Here is a 23,211-nt window from a genome sequence, read left to right as displayed (position 1 = left end):
ATATGGATATAATAAAGGAAAATTGTGAGGGAGATACAGAGGAAGGAGGAAAACAAAGTGGATGAACGATACTGCCTGATGAATAAGGATAAGGTGCTTCTGACATTTGCCTGCACCAGCGGAGCTTTGGGAAGTATCCTTTTAAAAGAGGAGGCCTGCAACGTTTCAGCTGAGGAACTGCCGATCGGTTTTTCATCCATCCATACATGGGTGGAGCAGCGGCAGGCACCGAAGCATAGGGAGCATATTGCGGAATTGATGCGGCAGTGCGGCTGCTCCCGAATTGACGGCTTTTTAAAGATCACACATGCATTGAGCCTGAACGATACTTTCTGGGTCAAGCCAATAGACAGCTCTTTTAAGTGGGCGGATGTGTCCCTGTATAGAAACCCGTTCAATGACGCGATCGCAAAGATCGCTTTTGAGGGCGGCCTATACGGAGAGCAGTTTTCTACAACTTCACCAGAATTTGAAACGAGCGGTGCCTATGCGAAATGCTGGGTACGGGAAGAGGAAGGAGATATCTTCCTGTACAAGCGTGGGAGTACAGGCGGCAGGAATACAGGGCTGGAACCTTTTTCTGAAGCCTATGCCGCAGAGATCGCCAGCAGGATCTGCAGACGGCATGTTCCGTATACCGTTGTCCGGTATCGGGGAAGCCTGGCCTCTAAGTGCCCGTTGTTTACCAGTGAGCAGGAGGGCTTTGCTCCGATCTATCGCTGTATCCAGGGAGAGTATAACCTGACAAATGTGATGGATTATATGTCCCGGCATGATGCAGAAGAAGATTTCCGGAGGATGCTGGTATTGGATGCGCTTGTCCTGAATACGGATCGCCATGCCGGCAATTATGGGATGCTGTTTGATACGGATACGATGCAGGTTTCGGGGATGGCACCAGTATTCGACCACAACCAGGCACTGCTTCCTTATGCGGAGCAGGCGGAGTTTGATCATCTGCAGGATTATCTGTCCACCCGGCCTACCCGGATCGGGGAAGACTTTAATGAGGTCGCCCATGCGGCCCTTACCCCGGCCATCCGGGCGGATCTGATCAACCTGAAAGGGTTCCGGTTTGACCGGGAACATCCCTGCCATCTTCCGGAGGAGCGGCTCAAAATCTTAGAAGAGGTTGTAAATGAGCAGATTGATGGCATATTGAAGCTAAAACGGCTGTATATGCCCAGTATGCCCGAGGCAAAAGAACCAGAAAAGAAGGAAAAGATGAAAAAACCAGTAAAAAGGTTATAAGAAAAAGGCATTGGAGAGGATCCAGTGCCTTTTTTCGTGGAACGGAGGAGCTGATGGCACTTACAAAGCTGATGCATATGAAGCAGTCCGGAAGCCGGAAACCATCGCGGCATTTGAAGAATGGCATTGAATACATCATGAAGGAGAATAAGACCGAAGGCGGACAATGGATCGGGGGGAATGCGGGGAGCACACCTAAGGAGGTGTACCAGACCATGCTGGATACAAAGGAGGAGTATGGCAAAAAGTCAGGGAGGCAGGGATACCATTTCGTGATCTCCTTCAAAGAGGATGCGTCCCCTGAAAAGGTGTTTGAGGTCATGCAGGAATTCTGCCGGGAATACCTGGGGGAGAACTATGACTATGTGTTCACCGTACACACAGACAGCGCCCATATCCATGCGCACGTGATATTCAATTCCGTTTCCAGGCTGACCGGCCTGAAATACCATTATAAGAAAGGGGACTGGGAGAAATATATCCAGCCGGTCACAGACAGGATCTGCATGGCACATGGGTTTGAGAAATTTGAATACGAAGGGGGTGAAAGCAGGGATTATGGTGAATGGAAACGGGAACAGGATGGAAAACGTACCTGGAAGAGGGTCGTCCAGGATGATATAGACCGCCTGATAAAAGAAGTGGCATCCGTGGACGGGCTTTGTAAGGCCCTGGCCCTTGCAGGATATAAGATACGCCAGGGCGATTCAAAAGTACACGGGCGATATATTGCTTTTACCCCGACCGGAGGGGAAAAGGCGGTAAGGAGCTATCAGCTGGGCAAAGGGTATAACCTCCAGGATATAGAGCGGCGCATCAAGGATAAGGATGGGTTGACACAGGTGGACCGGGCAGCACGGATCCCCCGGGTAAAGTCCAGTGCATTTTCAAAAGAAGGGCTCCCTGCAGGAGAGACGGCGTTTTATCCGTCTGCCTACCAGTATTATTATATCCGGAGATACTGCCAGAACACGGTCCTTTACCAATACCAGAACACTAGATGCTACAGTGATATCCGGGAGACGGAGGAGCTTGCCAGGTGCTGCCGCTACTTGATCCGGAATAACATCCGGAGCGAAAAGGCCGTGCAGGAGAGATGGAAACAGCTGGAAGCACGCCAGGCAAGCCTGGATGCAGAGCGGACCCATTTTTATCAGACAAATTTAAGCCAGGATGAGACAGAGGCCTTAAAAAGATATGAAAACCTGCAGGCAGCATGCGCTGCGGCAGAGAAAGAAGGGAGGGATGATGACTGGGAGGCTTTAGCGGATGAAATGAACAGGTTACAGGAAAAGTACCCGCTGGAGGCGCTGCAGCAAAAAGAACAGGAGAGGAGAACGAAGCTTTCCAGACTGCGGGAAGAGAATGCGGCACTGCGCAATGAAAAGAGGACCCTGGCACAGATCAGCGCTCAGAGGGGTCGGAGGAATAAGGAGGTGGCAGATGATTGGAGTACAGTAAAGAAGAGGTTATGAGTTTCATTGAGACATGCAAAAAGAACGGGATCCAGGACGCCGCAAGGCTGTACCAGATCCAGGCCGCAATGCGGGCAGGCCTTACGATCAACCTGCTGGAAGCGCTTGGCAGCCCGGGGCTTACGGAACTGCAGATGCAGCAAATAGCAGGCCTGGCAGTCAATGGGTTCCCGGAAGAGGAAATCCTGGCTGTCTGCAAGGAACCGGAGCGGCTTAGCCAGCACAGGGAGGCATATTATAAAAAGACCTATGGGGTGGATCAGAAAAAAATCTATCAAGAGGTATTCAACGGGTTCCAGACGCAGTGGCAGAGGAACTTCGACCAGCTGCTGAAACAGACGGAGACCCTGTCAAATACGCTTGATTTTTTAAAGGAGCAGGTAAAACGAAAGGAGCAGGAGCTAAACAGCGCCGCTGGCCAGATTGAGGAGATGCACATACAAATATCGAAGGAGAAGGAACGTGCGCAGAACCTGGAACAGGAAAAAAGCAGATGGGAGATGCATGAGGACAGGGCAGAACCGGAAAATGGGAAGGAACAGCCCCGGAAAGAAAACAGGGAAATACTGCAGGAGATAGCGGCAGCCCCTTATGAAGGGAAAACCTGTCTTCCAGGCAAAAGGGAAGAAAAGGAGAAGGCACCAACCGGAGGATTCCTGTCTGCCCTTTCTATATGGAAAGGGAAAAAAGAAAAGAATCCGGAAAAGAAGCTGATCGCGCTCATTGGCAGCCTGGATGAGGGGCAGATGGAACAGGTCCTGGATGGATATGAACAGGGGCTGTCCCTGGAAGAGATAAGGAGTTATGCAAAGCCGGGATACAGCACACATCAGATGCAGGAGATGAAAAAATTGTTATTGAAAGCAAACAAGAAATGAGGCCGCCTTATGCCGACGGCTTTTTTATGAAGAAAGGGGAAAAACAAATGGCACAGACAGGGACAAACTTTAACGAGAACCTGAGCAGGGAACAGATGGAGGCATTCAGGGGCCAGTTAAGGCAGATGGAGCAGCTGGCCCGGAGACAGCAGGAAAAGATCGAGTCCTGCAGGAACTTCTTAGCGGAGCGGGACCTTCTGGCAGAATATGAATCCCGCTATGGGAGCCTGACAGCGGTGGATCTAGGGAAGGTCAAAGAGCAGGGAGAAGAGCTGCAGGAGGCAAAGGAAGAGAAAACGGAACAGAAGGAATACCAGGAAAAAAAACTAAAGGCAAAGAAAGTCCTGAAAATCTAAGGAGGCAGTCAAAATGAGTGAAAATGCTGAAATAGGATATGTCATCAGTGCGGGGATCGAGGGTACGGCTATGTTGATAAAAGGCAGTGTCGTGGCAGTCCAGGCGTTGATGAAATTAATGCAGTGGATGGCGAAAAGAGTAAAAACCGGGCACCTGAAACCGAGGGAATACCGGGACCTGCAGAGGTTCATCCAGCAGAGCAAGGGGAATATCAATTATCTGAACGTCCCTGCAGAGGATGCGAGGTATATAGGCCAGGTAAAAGAAGACCTCCAAAAGATGAAAGTCCCCTATCATATCCTTCCGGATCTGAACGCCGGTGATGGGATGATGCAGATTGTATACCCGGCTGAATATAAGGAAATGGTCACGGCGTGGTTCCAGAATTATTGTACGCAGCGCCTGGAAGAAGGGAATTTTAAACAGCAGAAGACTTTGACGGCTCTTGCCGGCGGTGAGGCAAAGACGGGGATCGTAACGATCCCCACAGAGGATGTGAAGCTGCTGGATGAAATGGAAGCGGATTTTGAAGACATGCATCTGTCCTACTGCCTGATGCCGGATGTCAATGTGGGAGACGGCACCAGGGAAGTGCTGTATGCGAAGCAGGATGAAGAAAAGATAAAGCACTGGCTGGAGAACTTCTGCCAGAAGCACATCGTGCAGGGCGGTGAAAAGACAGCAAAGGAGCTGCAGACAATGGCCGGAAACAAAAGCCAGGTCGGGTTCATCAATATCCCTGCGAATAAGGGAAAGGAAACCCTCAAACAAATGAGGGAGGATTTCCAGATGATGGGGGTGAACTACCATGTAATGGATGATATGCGGGCCGGGGACGGCCTGGTCCAGGTCATGTATCTGAAAAAGGATGAGACCGCTGTCCGGAACTGGTACAGCAATTATGCCACAGACCAGCTCATAAAAGGCGGAGAACATGAATACAAGGACCTCATAAACCTGACCAACGGCAAGACCCAGATCGTCAGCATGCCGCTTTCCGGTGATGCCCTGGCGGATATGAAGGCAGACTTTGAAAGCCTGCACATCAATTATACGATGCTGCCGCAGCTAAAAGCGAATGATACAAATACGATGCTGATGTATGCGTCTGCAGATGCGCAGCGCGTTGGAAGCTGGTATACCATGTACCAGGAAAAGGTGCTGCAGGAGACCGGAAAAGTCCTTCCGGAGATGAAAGGCATTACCATGGACCAATATACCAAGGGTGCGGAAATGAGTGCGGAGGACTACATGGCGACCGAAGATCCAAAGCAGAAGGCCAGTGTGGAAGCGGAGCTTCACAGGGCGGAGGCACCAAAAAAAAACTTAAATGAGGATCCGGATTATCTGCGGATGGATGCAAACCCGGCATATGAGAAAGTGATCGTCAATGAATCCCTGGTGGCAGGAATGCAGAGGGAAGGAGCCTTTATCAGCAGGATCCCGGGGAGCACGGACAGGTACCTGGTATGTAACAACAGGAACGTCTTTGGGAGCAGCATCCCTACGGCAGGCGGAAAAGGAAAGGCCTATATCATGTTCCTGCCGAAAGACGGCCGGAACCTCATCATGGACCGAAATGGGGAGTGGAAGGAAGGGATGAGCACAAAGGAACTGATGAAGCACTATGACCCGGTGGAGCGGGATCACGCAAAGACCGTGACAGACCATCTGGAAAAGACAGCAAAGGAAGTGGAACGGATCAAGAAATGGGGTGTTGAGAAGTGAAGAAAAAACAAGCAGCTATCTTTTCGGGTGTACTTCTGTTCATCATCCTCATAGCAGCGTATTATCTGTCCGCTGTCCTTGAAAAGGGCATAGATGTGGCAGCCGTCCTGGAACAGGCAGGGAGAATAAGGGAGGATCCATTTGCAGATTATTGGAACGCGAACACACCGCTCTTCCTTTTACTGGGCGTCGGGGTCGGTATCTGGCTGATCGCGTATATCCTGCAGCTGACTGGGAACTTTATGTTCGGCCGTGAGTATGGATCTGCTAAATGGGGAAATATCAAGGCGATCAATAAACGCCTTGCAGAGCCAGAGGAGCAGGAGAACCATATCCTGTCAGAGAATCTGCGGATGAGCTATAACCCGAAAAGATCAAAAATGAACAATAACCAGGTGATCATCGGCGGCTCCGGCCGGGGCAAGGGCTTCCAGAATATCTATCCGAATGTGACAAACTGTCATGGTGCCTATGTCATCACGGACGCAAAGGGTGACACTTTGAATACCATCGGCAGCTATATGGAATACAGAAATTATACAGTCCGTGTTATCGATCTGATCGACTTTGAAAAGAGCCTGCACTATAACCCCTTTGCCTACCTGAGGGAGGAAGAGGATGTCAGTATCCTGGTGGACAATATCATGGCAAACACGAAGGGAAATGACAAAGTGGGAGGGGACCAGTTCTGGGAGGACGGCCCTAAGATGCTGCTGATCTCCATCTTTGATTACGTCTGGTATGAATGCCCGAAAAGCGAACGTAACTGGACCAGCGTGTTCAAGTTCCTGGATATGGTCACGGTAAACGAGGAGAAGAATGCCTATGAACGCCTGATCGATTATCTGGAGAGCAACAGCGTCCTGGGAGGCAGCCATCCGGCGGTGAAGAATTATAAGATCTTCAAATCAGGCGCACAGGAGACCATGCAGTCCATCCTGGCGATCCTGTATGCGAGGCTGCAGTGCTTCCGTCTGGAAAAGGTGCAGTGGCTCACGGCGTATGACGAATGTGACCTTTACTCTATCGGTCTGGGCGTACACGGGAATCCGGACAAAAAAGTGGCATTCTTCATCCTGATCCCGGATGAGACGGTCTTATACTCCCCGATCGTGGGCATGCTCTATACACAGCTTTTTCAGATCCTGTTCGCCCAGGCCAGGAAATGCGGAGGGGCCCTGCCTTTTGATGTAGGATTTTACCTTGACGAATATCCGAACATCAAAATGCCCGGGGATTTTATCCGCGAGATCGCCACGATCCGCTCACGCCGGATCTATGCGAAGATTTTCATCCAGAGCATTTCACAGATGAAGTCCCTGCATGAGAAGGACTGGGAGACAATCTTTGGCAATGCGGACACTATGATCTATCTTGGGTCAGGGGAAAAAGGGTCTTATGAGTATGTGAGCGGCCTGCTGGGAGAGTTCACACTGAATAAAAGGAGCAGCGGTAAGACCTACGGGTCGCACGGGTCCACCAGCAGCAATGTGGATTCCCTCGGTCGGAAACTCATGACCGAGGACGAACTTCGGAAAATGGACAAAGAAAAATGCATTGTCCTCCTTGCAGGGGAGAACCCGGTAATGGATAAGAAATACCAGACAGGAAAATGTGAGCGTTACAAAAAGGCGGTTGAGCTGGGTTGCTATGATCTCCCTGACCGTGCCGTCAGGAACGGGATGTACTTTCAGGATCTGGAACAGGTATCCCTGGAACCCCTTGAAGAGGAGGAGATCGACTATTACCGGAAACAAAAAGAATCCGGCGCGAGTCCGCAATATATCATCCTGGATGAAGACAGTTTTCTGCAGATGCATTTCGATGAGGAGCCCATGGACGAGGAAGAGATCCGGGAGCTCATGGAGCAAAGCCAGGAACGGATACGAGAAATCGAAGAGGAACAGGGCGGTGCCATACTTGATCTATCCGTTGGCACTGCATATGACTGGATCAACCGGTATCCCCTTGATCCGGAGCAGATGGAGGAGATCATCCAGGCCCTGGAGGATGGGATGACCGATGAGGAGATCAGGACATTTTATGACCCGGATCTGACAGCGAAGCAGATGAATCAGATGCGGAGACTGCTCATGCTCAGCAGAAAGGAGGCAGCAAGGTGAATATCGAAGAGTGGAAAGAACGATATGGCGTGGTAGAGGAGCCGGGGATGATCGATATGGATGACCTGGAGGAAACGGCGGAGCTCATAGATGGAGCTGCAGGCGTGGAATGGAGGGATGAGGATGGCGACGGCGTTTGAAAAGGTGATGGACAGCCGGAAAGAGCTTGTAGAGAAAGTCATCCGGCTGATGGAGGAAGGATACCATAATAACCGCCCTGCCTGGGACCGTCTCGCATTTTACCCGCACAATCCGGAATCCGGATCCGTCTATAAAGGCGGTAACAGGCTGCGCCTGATGGTGGCCGGTATGGAAGCCGGCTATGCGGATCCCCGCTGGATGACCTTCAAGCAGATGGAGAAAGCAGGATACCACCTGAAAACAGGGCAGCACGGCGTGATGTGTGAGAAATGGATCTTTCAGGAGAAAAAGAAAGTAGAGCAGGAGGACGGGAAACAGAAAACGATAGAGGTAGAACTGAAAAAGCCAAAAGTAGCTTTTTTTTATGTTTACAATGCGGAACAGATGCAGGATTATCCGGAACTGAAAAAGAATGATCTGGATCTGGACCTTGCAAAACTGGCAGATGACCTAATCAGGAGCAGTGAATGCCCGGTATATGAGCTTGCACAGGACAATGCGTTTTACCATAAGGGCCAGGACCACATCGTGCTGCCGTTGAGGTGCATGTTCAAGGATGCGGGATCCTTTATCGCTACCCTGATCCACGAAATGGGACACAGCACAGGCCATGCGTCACGTCTGAACCGGACCTTTGGAACGCGTTTTGGTGATCCGGACTATGCGAAGGAGGAACTGCGGGCAGAGCTGGGTGCCCTTTTTACAGAGACAGACCTGGGCGTGGACCCGTCCGCAGAAGTGCTGGAGGACCACAGTGACTATTTAAAGTCCTGGATCGGAGCGCTGCGTGATGATCCCAATGAACTGTTCCGGGCCTGTGCAGATGCGGAGAAGATATCGGAACGCATAAAGAGCTGCCTTGAAATAGTTTTGGAAAAAGAGATACAGGAAGAAAAACAGCTGGAAATGCAGGAGCAGACGGCAGAGGATCCGGAAACATTGCCGGCAGTGGATCCAGCCGGACCGGAGCAGCCGGCTAAAGACAGCCAGCCTTCAAGCGAAGACACTTATTCTATCTATCAGCTGAGAATGGATGAAAAGCTGAGTGATTACTTATTTACACCCTATTCTGAGCTGCAGCGAAATGGGAAAAATGTGGAGAGTGATAATTATGAACAGGTCTACTCTGGGGAACTAAAAGAAGGGGAGACATTAGAAGATCTGTATATCCGCTTTAACCTGGACCATCCGATGGATTTTAAGGGGCACAGCCTTTCTGTATCGGATGTAGTGGTCATACACCAGGAAGGGCAGGAGACAGCGTATTATGTGGACAGCGTGGGCTTTGCGGATATCACCCATGAATTCCTGCCCAGTCCTGAATGGGATGCCGCTTATTGCCTGGATAATGATCAATACCTTTATATCCAGGTCTGTGACACGGGATATGATTATACACTGTTTAATCATATGGGTGAGCTGATAGATGGCGGACAATTGGATGCTCCAGCACTTTCCATGGAGGAGGCCTGTAAAGAGATCTGTGAGATGCAGGACTTGTCCCCGGGGCTGATAGAAAAGGTCCCAGTGAATATGATCGAAGGATTCCAGGAAGATGCAGCTCTCCATATACCATCATCAATAGAAGCAGAGAAACTGCCGGCACAGGAAAAGAATGTGCGGAGGATTAAGAGGTGATCAGGGAACTGCTGTGAAGACGAGTTTGCATTCCAACAAACCGAGTAGGTATGACAGGGTAGGCCGGCGTTTGATATGCTGGCCTATTCGACTTCTAAAGAGCTGTTTGTTATGCTATAACTACTAAGGGTGTGGGGTAATTGTGCGCGTAATTTGTCTTGATCTAAAATCTCCAGCATATCACAATCAAGGGCCTGGGCAAGTCTGTATATAATATCAACACGACAATGGTTGATATCGCGGCGCAGCTGTTCCAGATTTCCAATAGTTTTAATTGGCACGCCGGATCTGGAAGATAATATTTCCTGGGTCATACGCTTTGAAACACGGATTCTTTTGAGATTGCTAATATGGATTTCATGTTTTACTTTGGTCATTTGACTTCACAACCCTTCTTTTGTATGGTAAATTACTTACAAGGAGTTAGCAAATATGAAAAATGAAAATATACTTAGACACCTAAATGCATCATTTATTAAGATTGTGGAGTATGGGGTGGAGAAGATGGTTTATATATCTTGTAAGCCCAGTAGTTTGAGTAGGGATTTGGAAGTGTTTTTGAGGGAAGGGTATGGGGTGGAGAGGGTGTGTTGTGTGGATCAGTTTTGTCAGACCATTCATGTTGAAACGGTCTGTCTTCTGTCACGAAAACCGCAGTAAGTCAAAGGTTTCTGCGATTTTGGAAGAAAAAAGGATGTGTGTTTCTGTTTCCGTAGAGTGATGGTATAAGTAGAGTTTTACCCCAGGGGATAGGCTTTGAGGAATGGAAAATATACATTTTGGCGAAAGGATACTTTTCCGCAAAAGAAACTCAAGTAATTAAGTAAGTATCACAATAATGATATTAGTGAGTAAGAGAGGAGGAATGTTTTATGCCAAGAGTAGGAATTACTGCATACGATTTGCTAATTTCATGTCCAGGTGATGTGAATGGATTTGTCGATATTATTAGGGAGTGTGTGGATAATTTTAATAGAGTATATGGAAATATTAATAATATGGAAATTGTAACAAAGCATTGGTCAACAGATAGTTATCCGCAGTCAGGAGACAAACCGCAGGAATTGTTGAATAAACAATTTGTTCGGGAATGCGATGCTGCAGTAGCTATATTTTGGACGAAATTTGGTACACCGACAGATAAATATGGCTCTGGAACAGAAGAAGAAATTGAAGAAATGTTATCTTCAAATAAACAAGTTTTTATGTATTTTCTTGATGCACCTGTAAACCCATCTAATGTAGATATAGAACAATATAAAAAGGTGCAGGCCTTTAAAGAAAAGTATAGAGATAGAGGAATCTATTTTATAATAAAAGATAAACATGAACTGAGACAGCTATTTACTAATCATTTAGGGATGCATTTTTTACCGTTAGCGGTAGGTAAGAAAACGATATTTGAAAAAAAGGAAAGCCCCATTCTTAAAATTAAAGCAGCATCGTTGGAAGAAGATAAATGTGCAGTTGTGGAGTACTCTGGCTTTTCTGAGTGTAAACTGGTAAAGGATAAAAGAGAGAGTATTATTTCAAAAATTGCTTTATTACAGCAGAGATATCTGAAAAGTAGAGAGAAGAAAAATACAGAGAATATTGAGAAAAAAGAGAATCCTTTATTGCTCAATACTTCTGATTTGAATAAATTATTAGGAAAATCAGATTTTATGTTAGGGAAAATAATGGATGCAGATATTGCAGATAGATGGAAAAGTACCATTTATGAATTTGCCAAAGAGAATGATATTGAAATCGAAGCCTCTTTTTGGAATGTTGGAAATCTTAAAAAAAGGGTACCCACGCTAGTTCCATTTTATGGAGGTAGTGGTACAACTTTTGAAGGTAGTGAGGAAGAAAAAACACGATATGATTCCATAGAGGAATTGTACTTGGCTATTGTTGATTATTATGAATATATTACCTTTTTTGAAAGGGTAGATAAACAAGGATTAGTTGATTTAACCGTGGCTAATATAGGGAATACGTTTGATGAAGACATTGATGTGAAAATTATTATTAAGAAAAATCATGTCTGCAAAATAAAGGATATAGCCATTCCAGAAAGTAATATTATTGAAGAAATATTGAAAATGAGATTTTTGGAATATGCCTATCAAATTGATAGTAATGATGTTGTCGTTGAATATACGGGGTATCCTTTACAAAGGCCAAGTATGCCTTTAATTACTGAAAACCTATTTAATAGGCCATCAGCACAAGAAGAATATAATAGAAATAAAGAGGAGTATATAAAAAATCTAAACAGGATTTTCTGTTATGAGTATTATGAAAAAGAAGATGTTGATATTTTGATATTCCATATAGACTATCTAAAACATAATACTGTAATGGCATTTCCGTCAGTTTTGGTATTTAAGGAAATACCGGATTTTGTAGATTACGAAATATCCTCAAAATATGTTGCAGAAGTAGTAAAGGGAACTGTAGAAATTCAAAAGTAATACATAATGGGGATAAAGCTGTTCCCCCACTTTGAAAATCTATTGCATACTTTCGCTATGCAGTATAAAAACAAAGTTCAGGGGCACGTGGAAACCGTCGTGCTTCTCGTAGGGAAATCTTGATTTTAATAGGGATTGCGGAATTACAGAGGACGGAAGGCCGATGAGACATATGAATTATCTTTCCAATGCACTGAATACAGAATCACTTGAAAAATCCCCTGATTTTACAGCTGCCTTAAAGGAGAAGAATACACCTCCGGTTTTGGTTGTGCAGCCGGAATACGGTGTTGTGCCATGGCAGATGCATTACCAGTACAGGGAATATTTTGACGATGTCAGATTTGTAATTGCACCCGGCTCCGGGTACAGCGTTTGGGGGACAGAGTCAGGAAAAGATATTTTAGTGCGCAATGGGGATGCTCTGTTTAAAGGGGAAGCAATCCCTGATGCATATACATCAGCGGAGAATCCGTTCCCGCCTGTGCAAAAGGAATCGGAACGATGAAAAAGAATCGGGAAATCAGAATGTAAATTCAAAAAAATATGCCACTGTCGTGGGAAAGCCCTCCGGTCATTTGAGGGGGGGCAGAAAAAATATTCGCGCAAGGGAGAGATAGGGATGAAATCTGTAATTATTTATTATTCTTATACAGGAAAAACGAGGGAACTGGCTGAAAAAACGGCACGGGATATAGATGCCGATTTGATTGAGGTAAAGGAAAAAAGGAATCGTTCCACTTTCAATGCTTATGTCTGTGGGTCTCTTGCCGCCAGAAGGCAGAAGAAAACAGAAATTAAAGAAGTTACGTTTGATTTATCTGAGTATGCAAAAGTGATTGTAGCGGTTCCGATTTGGGCAGGCTTTCCCTCCACACCTTTTAATAATATTCTGGAACTGCTCCCTGAAGGAAAAGAAATTGAACTGATTCTGACATCGGGAAGCGGAAATTCTAAGGGGAGTAAGGAAAAAACAATTTCACTTGCCAAACAAAAAAATATTAAAATCATAAAGTATACAGATGTAAAAACAACAAAGTAATCCGGCGGTACTGGTATATATGCGGTAAGCAGTGTTTTAGAAATCATGATTACAAGTTGAATTTTTTCAGTAGTTACAAGTTTATATTTTGTGTTTTTTATAAATATTAGATTGTCAGTTCGGAAGAATAGAGATAATGGGGAATACGAGTATGGATTATTCGATGGATGAATTAATGGAAGCGAAAAGACAGATTGATTCAACTTTGCACAAGCTGAGAGAAACGATAAAAACGTTTGAAGCAAAAGAAAATGCTTTCCGGTATAAATCTCAGATCACATTGGCTAAGAGGCGTGTAAAGGCTTTTGAAATTGCCAGTCATTTTAGTGAGGATGAGATAGAAAGAAAATAGAAAAAATAGTTTGCAGTGAATTACTTTTCAACAGTATAAGATTATTTTAAAGCATCAGTCATGAATGATTGGTGCTTTTTGTGTGTCATAAAAGGAGGTGTCGTTTTTGTATCCGATGAGCAAGGCATTCCGACAGGCGGTGCAGGAGAACACCGGAAGGTATTACAGGCCCGGGAGGATTAACACGGAGGTCGGGGTGAAAGTAACCCATATCCAGGTGAAGAGGGCGGCCATGCTAAACGGTTTGGAGATGCTGTCTGTGTATATGGGAGATGACATGGAGATGTATCGGGACGTGCTGTTTTATTTGGGGCAGATTCTGGACGGCCTTTTAGGTATGCAAATACCTTTGCAGTCTGCCACATGGGCTTACGGGTAGCGAGAATCATAGTCTTTCGGATTGGCAGTATTTTGCAAAATGCATAAGGTGCTGTTAAGAACAGAGTGTAAGTAACCAACTTGCCTAAGTGGACGAGTGACCATGTTTCTGTATATTGAAGATTTCGGCCATATCATATAGTATTGTGACTATACAAATAGTGCATATTACACAAAAGGAAAAATTAAGTAAATCATGGAAAAAAATGTTACCAGAAAAGATATAGCGAAAGAGGCCGGTGTTTCGGTGTCTGTGGTCTCGAGAGCACTTAACAACAGCGGATACGTTGACAATGAAAAAAAGAGACGAATTCTGGAGATTGCGAACCGCGTAGGGTATATGCCAAATCCTGTTGCAATGGCATTGCAGCAGAGGAAGACATACCAGCTGTTATTTTTCTGCGGAGACCTTACAGGAACATACTATAACCAGATGTATCATGGCATGGCCAGGGAAGCTGAAAAAAAGGGATACCATGTTATGGCTATCATGAATGAACGGGATTTCGAGATGGTGAAAAAGACATTGGCAGACGGTGCGCTTTTTCCTACAGAGACAGTGGCACAGGCATATGCGGAAAGTATCGGAAAAAACTATTATCTGCCGACAGTTACGGCGAGTTTTAATCCATCAGTTGTTTTTGCCAAACCTATGCCGGCAGTTATTATTGATAATAGAAAAGTTATCAATACGGCGATTGACTATCTCCGGAAAAAGGGCCATCGAAAAATTGGTATGGCGCTTCCTTTTAACGAGGGCTACGCAAATCTCCGCTACCGCTACTGGAAAGAGCGGATGATGCAGGAAATAGGGAAAGATTACAGGAAATATATCCTGGATGTACAGGGAGATTTGAATAAAACAGAAAAACCAAAGAACAGCAGCCAGAAGGACTTCAGCTGCGAAGCGGAAGGGTTTGTATACCTGGATTTGTTTTTCATAGGCAGAAGGGCAGCGAGGATGTATAAGGCATCTGCACATAAGCCCACGGCCATCATTTGTTTTAATGATGATATGGCATTTGGAATGATGGAAGAGTTAAAGTCTTTGGGATACAGTGTGCCGGAAGATGTTTCTGTTATAGGAATTGACGGGCTTTTTACAAGAGAAAGATATGAGCCGAAGCTGACAACAATAGCCATCTACCCGGAACGCCAGGGTGCTGAATGCGTAGATGTTTTAATAAATGTATTAGAAGGAAACAAATATAAATACATGAATTACTCTCCGTTTGAAATTCTGGAGGGAGAGACCGTAAAAAATATAGAATCTGTTTAGCAGGTTTTTACATAATCAGGAACATATATCAAAGTACAGCGCGCAGCTTTGATGTATATATAAATTTATTGAAAATGGATGGAGGAAGAATGATGAAATTAAAAAAATTGGCAGCTGTGGGACTGGTTGGAGTCATGCTTGCAGGTTTGACAGCCTGCGGCGGCAATTCAGAAAAGGCAAACGCAAAAACAGCAGACGGCAAGGAAAAGGAAAAACTGGTAATCTGGTCTTGGGGAGCAGATGAGGAGAAGAAATCAAGAGAGACAATAGTGGAGGCATTTCAGAAGGCACATCCGGAAATAGAGGTGGAACATTCTGTGATTCCTACCGCTGACCATGTATGGGATCAGAAGATGACAGCAGCATTGTCGGCAGGTACCGGCCCGGATGTTATCCAGATGTCCCCGGATTATTATGGGTTATATACGGAATATTATGAAGACCTGAATCCTTATGTGGAAAAAGAAGGCGTTGACCTCAAATCTGTAATAACAGAGGGAATGATCGAACCGTATTACCGCCCGGATGGTAAACTTGAGGCTATGCCTTTATTGGAGAATGTTTTTGTCCTGGCTTATAACAAAGATATGTTTGACAAGTTTGGTGTAGAGTATCCTACCAATGACTGGACATGGGACGACCTGGCAGAGAACGCTAAAAAGTTTGCCGGAGGAGAAGGAGCGGATGCTACCTACGGAATAGTAAACCATTGGATTGATGCAGGATTGTCTGTGATCTGTAAAGGCGGAAGTGCATACTCAGATGACTTAAAGACATGTGAAGTTAACAGCCAGGAAGTAAAAGACGGACTGAATTTATTCGGAGATTTGGTTCAGAGCAAGGCAATGCCGGATGACACAGCAGCAAAGAGCCTCCCGAAGGAACAGTTATTTGTATCTGGACACGCGGCCATGTATACGCTGGGCGGATTTGAGACAAAGCTGATCGCAGAGGAAGTGGGAGATAATTTTTCATGGGATGCTGTCTCTATGCCTAAAGTGGAAAATGGAAAGAACAATCTCATGTACGCCACAGGCTATGCCATGCTGAAAACTTCAAAGAACAAAGATGCAGCCTGGACTTTCCTGAAAGAAGCAGCGTATGCAAATGAAGATATGGCGAAAGAAACCAGTAAGATCGGTCTTACATCCTGCAAAAATATTGCAGAGACCTATTACAAAGATTTAGAGTATGGACCGATTAAAAACAGCGCTTTTCTTGACGGTCTGTCCGGCGCAAAACTGAATATATGGGGCGGTGCATTTTCAGCAGCCGGCGATGTGTATACACAGATTTGGCAGTCAGTAACCATAGACGGCAAGACTGCAGAGGAAGCTATGGAAGAATACTATCCGGCTCTGGAAAAGGCATTTAACGAGGCAAACGGCAACTGACAGTCAGGATGACACAGAAGCAGAGGTTATCCGCCGGGTTATTTTGAATCGGGGGTAACCTCTGATAATTCATGACAATAGCGGGTTCACAGTGTGTACTTTCTATGGTCGATTGGAGGCATGGGAATTTTGAGGAAACCGGGAAAACAAAAAAAATATACAACCATGAAAAAAAGAGAAGCCAGGAATTTTTATATTTATACAGCTCCCTGGCTGATCGGATTCCTTGTACTTACATTGTATCCGATCTTGTATTCTTTTTATTTGATGTTTACAAATATGAATCTTACGGGAATCGGGGAATTTGTGGGGCTGGATAACTGGAAATACGCATTTACGGATGACACTTTATTCAGGAGAGCTTTTTTGAATACCCTGAAATATGTATTTATGTTCGTTCCGTGCAGCATTATACTTGCCTTTTTTGTTGCACTGCTTCTGAGCAAGAAAGTAAAAGGTCTGGGATTTTTCCGTACTGCATTTTATATCCCATACATTACCTCAGGGGTTGCGGTGACAATCCTTTGGGGATGGATTTTCCAGAAGGATTTCGGAATTATCAATTACATACTATCCCTTGTGGGGATTAAGGGGCCAAACTGGCTGGGGGATAAAAATGTAGCCATGATTTCCATAGTGATCCTGTCGCTGTGGACCATAGGAAATAACATTATCATTATGCTGGCAGGTATACAGGATATTCCGCAGTCTTATTATGAAAGCGCACAGATTGACGGGGCCGGCTCCCTGCGGCAGACGTTTTATATTACGCTGCCTTTGTGTACGCCCACCATATATTTTAATCTTATTGTTACAGTGATCGCAGCGTTCCAGGTATTCCAGCAGCCGCTGATCCTCACCAACGGCGGTCCGCTGAACAGTACCTATACGGCGGCTATGCACTTGTATAACAACGGATTTTTATATGGGAAGATGGGGTATGCTTCCATGATGGCCTGGAGTATGTTTGCGGTGATCATGCTGATCACAATTGTAGTTGTATCCACATCTAAATTCTGGGTGTTTTATGATGATTAAGGAGAAGGAGAGATAAAATATGCGTACAAGATCACAAAAAAAGACAAAGCAAATGGCAAGGATACTGACATATTTTGTGCTGGTCATTGCTGCTGTTATCTGCCTTTTCCCATTTATATGGATGGTTTCCACATCCTTTAAGCCAATGTCGGATATCTATAGTATGCCTCCCACTCTTATTCCCAAGCATGGTACATTCGAGAATTTTGTGGAAGGATGGAAAGGGGCCAATTTTCAGCTTTATTTTAAAAATACTGCGGTGATCACCTTTCTTGCCACAGTAGGGACCGTACTGTCATCCTCTGTAGTCGCTTATGGATTTGCACGGTTCCAGTCCAGATTATCAAAGATTCTGTTTATGGTGCTCTTGGGTACCATGATGCTGCCGACTCAGGTCACACTGATTCCACAGTATCTGCTTTATTACAAACTGGGAGTGGTGGATACCATATGGCCGCTTATTATCCCAAGCTGGCTTGGAGGAGGCGCGTTCAATATCTTTTTATTTATCCAGTTCTTCAGGACTCTGCAAAGGAACTGGATGAGGCGGCAAAGATTGATGGTGCAAATTCCCTGCAGGTTTTCACAAGGATTCTGCTTCCGGCAGTAAAACCTGTTATGCTGGCTGTTCTGGTGATGGCTTTGGTGTTTAACTGGAATGATTTTTTCAATCCGTTAATCTATCTTAATTCCAATGATAAGTTTACAATTGCCATCGGACTGCAGTTTTTCAAAGGCTCTCAGGGAAATGTCCAGGTTGGGCAGATGATGTCCATGGCACTGATTTCTCTGCTGCCTGTGCTGGTGATATTTGCCACCTGCCAGAAATATTTTATCCAGGGAATAAAAATGTCCGGTCTGAAAGGCTGAGACATTCCCTGACACTCACAACTATAACAAGACAAAATGGAGGACAACTTAAATGAAATACAGAAACCCGATTATTTCCGGATACAATCCTGACCCGTCAATCTGCCGGGTAGGAGAGGATTACTATATTGTTAATTCATCTTTTGAATTTTATCCGGGAGTTCCCGTTTATCACAGCAGGAACCTTGTGAACTGGGAGCTTGAAGGGTATTGCCTTACAGAAGAATCTCAGCTTGATTTACATGGGTGCAGGCCTTCGGGAGGAATCTATGCACCTACAATCCGTTATCATCAGGGAACTTTTTTTATGACGACAACGAATACATCAGGTAAAGGGAATTTTATTGTACATACCACGGATATGAAAAAAGGATGGTCCAAGCCTGCCTGGGTAGATCAGGGGGGAATTGACCCGTCCCTGCTTTTTGATGATGACGGAACGGTGTATTTTGCGTCCACCAGTATGGACAGTGAAGGAAAAACCGGGATCTTCCTCTGCCAGGTAAATCCTTTTACAGGGGAGCGGCTCACGGAGAGCGTGGTGATCAGCAGAGGGTGCGGCGGCAGGTATGCGGAAGGCCCGCATCTTTATAAATGGTTTGGAAAATATTATCTCATGCTGGCTGAAGGCGGCACGGAATACGGACATATGGAGACCATACTGCGGTCAGACAGCCCTTACGGACCATTTGAGGCGTGCCCCCATAATCCGATACTCACTCACAGAGATGACATGAGGGAGGAGATTTACTGTACCGGCCATGCAGATATGATAGAGGACCACTATGGGAACTGGTGGCTGGTCTGTCTGGCAATCCGTCCATGTCAGGAGAAAAAAGACAGGGTACTGCTTCACAATCTGGGGCGTGAGACTTTTTTGACGCCGGTTGTGTGGACAGAAGACGGATGGCCCATTGTAGGGGAAAACGGTTTGATCTCACCGGAGATGGAAGGTCCCCTTCCCGGAGAAAGGCCGGCACCGGTCAATCGTGATTTTGCAGACGATTTTTCACAGGATAGGTTCAGCCTGCATTATAATTTCCTGAGGAATCCATCTATGGAGAATTATGTGAGGGATACTGCAAAGAGAAAGCTGATTCTTAAAGGAACCAGTACAACCATCAATGAAATGGCAAGTCCAACCTGGATCGGTGTGCGGCAGAAAGGGTTTGAGACGGTATCCGTGGCAGATGTTTCATTGCTGGATGCAGTACAGGGAATGCGTGCAGGTCTTACTGCTTATTATAATGATTCCTATCACTATGAGATTTATCTGAGCAGAGAAATGGACAGATGGAAAGTTTGTTTGGCGAAACATATTCATGACATTTTTACAGTTACAGCAAGTGCGGAAATTCCTGCAGCAGAAAATGTTAAGCTGCGGATCGTATCAGATAAAACATATTACAGATTTTCTTATAGTCTGGACGGTGAAACATTTGTGGAACTGGGAAGCGGGCTGACGGTAGGCCTCTGCACAGAAAGTACGAGAAATATGACATTTACAGGCACTTACATTGGTATGTTTGCGGAAAATGGCTGTGCCGCATTTGAAAATTTTCATGTGAAGGTGCTGGATTATTGAAAAACAGAGATACTGCAGTTTCAGAAGCAGAGGGATGGTAGAATGCATAAATTACGGATTCATCCAAATAAGATAGCAGGAAAGATTAACAGAGAAATTTACGGGCATTTTTCGGAACATCTGGGGCGCTGTATTTACGGCGGGATTTATGTGGGTGAGGATTCAACCATTGAAAATGTAAACGGAATGAGAACAGATGTAATCAATGCTTTGAAAGAAATAAATGTACCTGTATTAAGATGGCCGGGCGGATGCTTCGCGGATGAATATCATTGGATGGACGGCATCGGTCCGAAAGAGAAACGAAAGAAGATGATCAATACACACTGGGGCGGTGTGGTGGAAGACAACAGCTTTGGAACACACGAGTATTTTGAACTTTGCCGCCAGCTTGGGTGCAGTGCATATGTCAACGGAAACCTGGGAAGCGGTACTGTAAGGGAAATGTCGGAGTGGGTAGAGTATATTACCTTCAAGGGATTGTCACCTATGGCACAGCTTCGTGAGGCGAATGGTTCCGAGGAAGCCTGGGATGTAAAGTTTTGGGGTGTGGGTAATGAAAACTGGGGATGCGGCGGCAATATGAACCCGGAATATTATGCAAATGAATACAGACGTTATCAGACCTATATCCGGGACTATAGAAATGACGGAGGCATTAAAAAAATCTGCTGCGGTCCAAATGCAGACGATTATACATGGACCAGAACGGTTCTGGACACCTGTTTCCGCAGCTCTGCGCCGGAACATCACGGGTTTATGGATGGCTTATCGCTTCATTATTATACCGTTCCCGGGGATGGGAAGGAAAAGGGAAGTGCTGTCTTTTTCAATGAAAAGGACTGGTACAGAACATTGAGCAAGACGTTGTATATGGAAGAACTGATTGAGCGGCATGGTCAGATTATGGATGAGTATGACCCGGATAAGAAGATTGGACTGATCATAGATGAGTGGGGAACCTGGTATGACTGTGAACCGGGTACAAATCCGGGATTTCTGTATCAGCAGAACACCATGCGTGATGCCCTTGTTGCGGGAATCAACCTTAATTTATTTAATAAACATTGTGACAGAGTGAAAATGGCTAATCTTGCCCAAATGGTAAATGTGCTTCAGGCTGTACTGCTGACAGAAGGGGAACGGATGATAAAAACGCCTACATACCATGTGTTTCAAATGTATAAGTGCCATCAGGGAGCTTCTCTTGTGGAAAGCACCCTGGAGATTTCCAGGATTGGTCTGGAGGAGGCATTTATGGTTCCGAATCTTACGCATTCCGTATCGGTTGATGACATAGGACAGGTGCATATAACTATTACTAATTTATCGGCTGATGAGGCCAGTGAGATTGAGGCTGAAATCATGGAGAGAGAAGTAAAAGAAGTGAAGGGTGAGTTACTGGCTGGAGATATTCATGCAAAGAATACTTTTGAGGAGCCGACAAATGTGCAGCCGATACCAATTCATAATATTATTTTAGATAATGGTGCTTTTAAGTTTACACTGCCGCCATGCAGTGTGGCGCATCTTGCGGTGAAATAAGAAGACCGCCGGGAGAGATTCCGGCGGTTTAGACTGTGGAAAACTATTATTATCAAGCTTCCGCAGATAGGAGACGGGAATGGCGCTGGATAGTTCAAAAATGAGAGTAAGCATAAAATATAACAGCGGATTCTCCAATCCGCTGTTATATTTTATAACTGTAGTTGTCAGATATCTATGTCCACATAAATCATTCCGCCTGCGCCTGCGCAGCCGGAATCCGAATCAACCGATTCAGCTTCCTCATCTCCATCGAAAGCATGATCGCCGCCATAGCCACCGAGAACACATCCGACACCGGGAAGGACCACATCAGGCCGATAATCCCGAAGAAGTAAGGCAGGATCAGCATACAGGGAATCATGAACAATACCTGGCGTGACAGGGAAAGCACTGTAGCGCCCATTGCCTTTCCGACTGCCTGGAAGTATACGCTGGCCACCATCTGAACGCCCATGACAAAGATGAAAATGGTCATATTTTTCAGACACATCACAGCGAATTCATTATACAAATCGTTTTCCTGACCAAATATGGAAATGATCTGCTGCGGGAAGATCTGCAGACACAGCATACCGAGAAAGCCGATGGTAACACAGACGATCAGGCAGGTCTGCGCCAGTTTTTTTACGCGTGTAAAGAGTTTGGCGCCGTAATTATAGCTGAACAGAGGCTGTGAGCCAACGGAGATTCCCATGATCAGAGACATCATCAAACCATTTACCTTATTGACAATCCCAAACACGGTCAGAGGAATGTCAGCACCGTACTGAGACAGCGCGCCGTATTTGATCGTCTGCTGATTCATAATGATCTGCATGACCAGTGCGGCACATTGTGTGAGGAAGGAGGAGAGGCCCAGTACCAGGATGCTCTTTACGATGGAGAGACGCAGCCTCATATTTTCCTTTTTCATTGTCAGTGTGCGGAACTTTTTCAGATAAAGAAGACTGAAGACAAGCGTGCCGAACTGTCCGATGATGGTGGCAAAGGCAGCGCCTTTCACGCCCCAGTGGAAGACGAAGATAAACAGCGGGTCCAGCACACAGTTGAGCACAGCGCCGATCAGCATGGATCTCATGGAATAGCCGGGGTTGCCGTCGGCACGGATCTCATCATTGATCATAATGCCCACGCTGGTAAACATGGTGCCAAGAAGATAAATGCGGCCGTAATCAATGGCATAGGGCAGCACTGTGTCAGTGGCACCAAAGAGGCGCAGCAGGGGAACCATGAAGATTTCACCGATGACACAGAGGATGATTCCGCTTGACAGGGCAAGGGTAAAGCCGTTGCCGAGAGTCAGATTGGCACAGTCCTGGTCTTTTCCGCCCAGATTCAGTCCGACATTGGCGGCGGTACCCACGGAGATCATCAGTGAGATCGCCATGGCGATGGTGACAAAAGGAAATACCACGTTGGTGGCAGCATTACCGAGATAACCGACACCCTGGCCGATGAAAATCTGATCCACCAGATTGTAGATGGAGTTTACCAGCATGGAGATGACGGAAGGTATGGCAAATTTCGCAAGGAGTTTTGGTATGGGAGCAATACCCATGATGTTATTTTCTTCCGGCGGGACTGCCGCGGGAGCCAGATTTTTATCAGACATTCGCGTTCCTCTCTTTCATAAAACATATTGGAAACAGTATGCTGCTAAGCAGCAGCGCCCGGA

General features: G+C 45.7%; 22 protein-coding genes and 1 pseudogene. 21 read left to right on the top strand and 2 right to left on the bottom strand.

The genetic code is table 11. The annotated features are described in order from the left end of the window. Window positions 1-57 precede the first annotated feature (57 nt). Genes MUB35_RS17115 through MUB35_RS17080 form a run of 8 tightly spaced genes read left to right on the top strand, consistent with a single transcriptional unit; the run spans window position 58 to window position 9,591 of the window. Window positions 58-1,251 carry a HipA protein gene (locus MUB35_RS17115; RefSeq protein WP_244806559.1) on the top strand — a complete coding sequence of 398 codons (1,194 nt, stop codon included), beginning with the start codon at window positions 58-60 and terminating at the stop codon, window positions 1,249-1,251. A 53-nt stretch (window positions 1,252-1,304) separates the two neighbouring features. Continuing rightward, entirely contained in the window at window positions 1,305-2,726 is a 1,422-nt protein-coding gene (locus tag MUB35_RS17110) for a relaxase/mobilization nuclease domain-containing protein (RefSeq protein ID WP_244806558.1), read from the top strand. Beyond that, on the top strand, window positions 2,699-3,604 hold the full coding sequence (locus MUB35_RS17105; RefSeq protein WP_244806557.1) for a hypothetical protein: 906 nt from the start codon (window positions 2,699-2,701) through the stop codon (window positions 3,602-3,604). The genes MUB35_RS17110 and MUB35_RS17105 overlap by 28 nt, the downstream gene beginning before the upstream one ends. Before the next feature lie 47 nt (window positions 3,605-3,651). Continuing rightward, window positions 3,652-3,960: a hypothetical protein gene (locus MUB35_RS17100; RefSeq protein ID WP_244806556.1), complete on the top strand. Its 309-nt coding sequence runs from the start codon at window positions 3,652-3,654 to the stop codon at window positions 3,958-3,960. Between the two features lie 13 nt (window positions 3,961-3,973). Beyond that, the gene (locus MUB35_RS17095; RefSeq protein WP_244806555.1) at window positions 3,974-5,689 is read left to right on the top strand and encodes a hypothetical protein; all 1,716 of its coding nucleotides are present in this window, start codon (window positions 3,974-3,976) and stop codon (window positions 5,687-5,689) included. Beyond that, the gene (locus MUB35_RS17090) at window positions 5,686-7,812 is read left to right on the top strand and encodes a VirD4-like conjugal transfer protein, CD1115 family (protein WP_244806554.1); all 2,127 of its coding nucleotides are present in this window, start codon (window positions 5,686-5,688) and stop codon (window positions 7,810-7,812) included. Before MUB35_RS17095 ends, MUB35_RS17090 begins: the two co-directional genes overlap by 4 nt. Then, window positions 7,809-7,952: a hypothetical protein gene (locus tag MUB35_RS17085; protein ID WP_244806553.1), complete on the top strand. Its 144-nt coding sequence runs from the start codon at window positions 7,809-7,811 to the stop codon at window positions 7,950-7,952. The genes MUB35_RS17090 and MUB35_RS17085 overlap by 4 nt, the downstream gene beginning before the upstream one ends. Then, window positions 7,936-9,591, top strand: coding sequence for a zincin-like metallopeptidase domain-containing protein (locus tag MUB35_RS17080; RefSeq protein WP_244806552.1), 1,656 nt, complete (start codon window positions 7,936-7,938; stop codon window positions 9,589-9,591). Before MUB35_RS17085 ends, MUB35_RS17080 begins: the two co-directional genes overlap by 17 nt. A gap of 83 nt (window positions 9,592-9,674) precedes the next feature. Here MUB35_RS17080 and MUB35_RS17075 read toward each other — a convergent pair whose 3' ends face one another. Next, window positions 9,675-9,968, bottom strand: a complete 294-nt coding sequence (locus tag MUB35_RS17075) for a helix-turn-helix domain-containing protein (RefSeq protein WP_244806551.1) — start codon at window positions 9,966-9,968, stop codon at window positions 9,675-9,677. Between the two features lie 100 nt (window positions 9,969-10,068). On the opposite strand from MUB35_RS17075, the pseudogene MUB35_RS17070 reads away from it, so the two are divergent. The 13 genes and pseudogenes from MUB35_RS17070 to MUB35_RS17010 form a co-directional block, all read left to right on the top strand. Beyond that, window positions 10,069-10,251 (top strand): annotated as a pseudogene (locus MUB35_RS17070) (23S rRNA (uracil-5-)-methyltransferase RumA); the annotation flags it as partial. A gap of 212 nt (window positions 10,252-10,463) precedes the next feature. After that, on the top strand, window positions 10,464-12,050 hold the full coding sequence (locus MUB35_RS17065; RefSeq protein WP_244806550.1) for a hypothetical protein: 1,587 nt from the start codon (window positions 10,464-10,466) through the stop codon (window positions 12,048-12,050). A gap of 163 nt (window positions 12,051-12,213) precedes the next feature. After that, the gene (locus tag MUB35_RS17060; RefSeq protein WP_244806549.1) at window positions 12,214-12,558 is read left to right on the top strand and encodes a hypothetical protein; all 345 of its coding nucleotides are present in this window, start codon (window positions 12,214-12,216) and stop codon (window positions 12,556-12,558) included. Between the two features lie 114 nt (window positions 12,559-12,672). Beyond that, complete coding sequence (locus MUB35_RS17055; protein WP_187370650.1) at window positions 12,673-13,092, top strand: flavodoxin family protein; 420 nt, start codon at window positions 12,673-12,675, stop codon at window positions 13,090-13,092. 151 nt (window positions 13,093-13,243) lie between these two features. Then, complete coding sequence (locus tag MUB35_RS17050; RefSeq protein WP_148393225.1) at window positions 13,244-13,444, top strand: hypothetical protein; 201 nt, start codon at window positions 13,244-13,246, stop codon at window positions 13,442-13,444. 106 nt (window positions 13,445-13,550) lie between these two features. After that, window positions 13,551-13,823 carry a hypothetical protein gene (locus MUB35_RS17045; protein ID WP_148393224.1) on the top strand — a complete coding sequence of 91 codons (273 nt, stop codon included), beginning with the start codon at window positions 13,551-13,553 and terminating at the stop codon, window positions 13,821-13,823. 195 nt (window positions 13,824-14,018) lie between these two features. Next, complete coding sequence (locus MUB35_RS17040; protein ID WP_244806548.1) at window positions 14,019-15,101, top strand: LacI family DNA-binding transcriptional regulator; 1,083 nt, start codon at window positions 14,019-14,021, stop codon at window positions 15,099-15,101. A gap of 89 nt (window positions 15,102-15,190) precedes the next feature. Continuing rightward, a complete protein-coding gene (locus tag MUB35_RS17035; RefSeq protein ID WP_244806547.1) occupies window positions 15,191-16,495 on the top strand; it encodes an ABC transporter substrate-binding protein in 1,305 nt (434 codons plus the stop codon). A gap of 120 nt (window positions 16,496-16,615) precedes the next feature. Then, window positions 16,616-17,533 (top strand): carbohydrate ABC transporter permease, encoded by a 918-nt coding sequence (locus MUB35_RS17030; RefSeq protein WP_054351808.1) that lies wholly within the window; start codon window positions 16,616-16,618, stop codon window positions 17,531-17,533. A 19-nt stretch (window positions 17,534-17,552) separates the two neighbouring features. After that, entirely contained in the window at window positions 17,553-18,143 is a 591-nt protein-coding gene (locus MUB35_RS17025; RefSeq protein WP_244806573.1) for a carbohydrate ABC transporter permease, read from the top strand. Further along, window positions 18,038-18,403: a carbohydrate ABC transporter permease gene (locus MUB35_RS17020; protein ID WP_244806572.1), complete on the top strand. Its 366-nt coding sequence runs from the start codon at window positions 18,038-18,040 to the stop codon at window positions 18,401-18,403. The genes MUB35_RS17025 and MUB35_RS17020 overlap by 106 nt, the downstream gene beginning before the upstream one ends. Before the next feature lie 52 nt (window positions 18,404-18,455). Then, the gene (locus tag MUB35_RS17015) at window positions 18,456-19,988 is read left to right on the top strand and encodes a glycoside hydrolase family 43 protein (protein ID WP_244806546.1); all 1,533 of its coding nucleotides are present in this window, start codon (window positions 18,456-18,458) and stop codon (window positions 19,986-19,988) included. Between the two features lie 42 nt (window positions 19,989-20,030). Continuing rightward, the gene (locus MUB35_RS17010; RefSeq protein ID WP_244806545.1) at window positions 20,031-21,533 is read left to right on the top strand and encodes an alpha-N-arabinofuranosidase; all 1,503 of its coding nucleotides are present in this window, start codon (window positions 20,031-20,033) and stop codon (window positions 21,531-21,533) included. A gap of 190 nt (window positions 21,534-21,723) precedes the next feature. Here the strand turns inward: MUB35_RS17010 and MUB35_RS17005 are convergent, their stop codons facing one another. Next, window positions 21,724-23,148 (bottom strand): MATE family efflux transporter, encoded by a 1,425-nt coding sequence (locus MUB35_RS17005; RefSeq protein ID WP_244806544.1) that lies wholly within the window; start codon window positions 23,146-23,148, stop codon window positions 21,724-21,726. Window positions 23,149-23,211: the final 63 nt, after the last annotated feature.

Source organism: Blautia sp. NSJ-175 (assembly GCF_022867815.1).
Classification (GTDB): domain Bacteria; phylum Bacillota; class Clostridia; order Lachnospirales; family Lachnospiraceae; genus Blautia; species Blautia celeris.
Note: the sequence above shows the minus strand (reverse complement) of the source record. Positions and strands in the feature narration are given on the sequence as shown.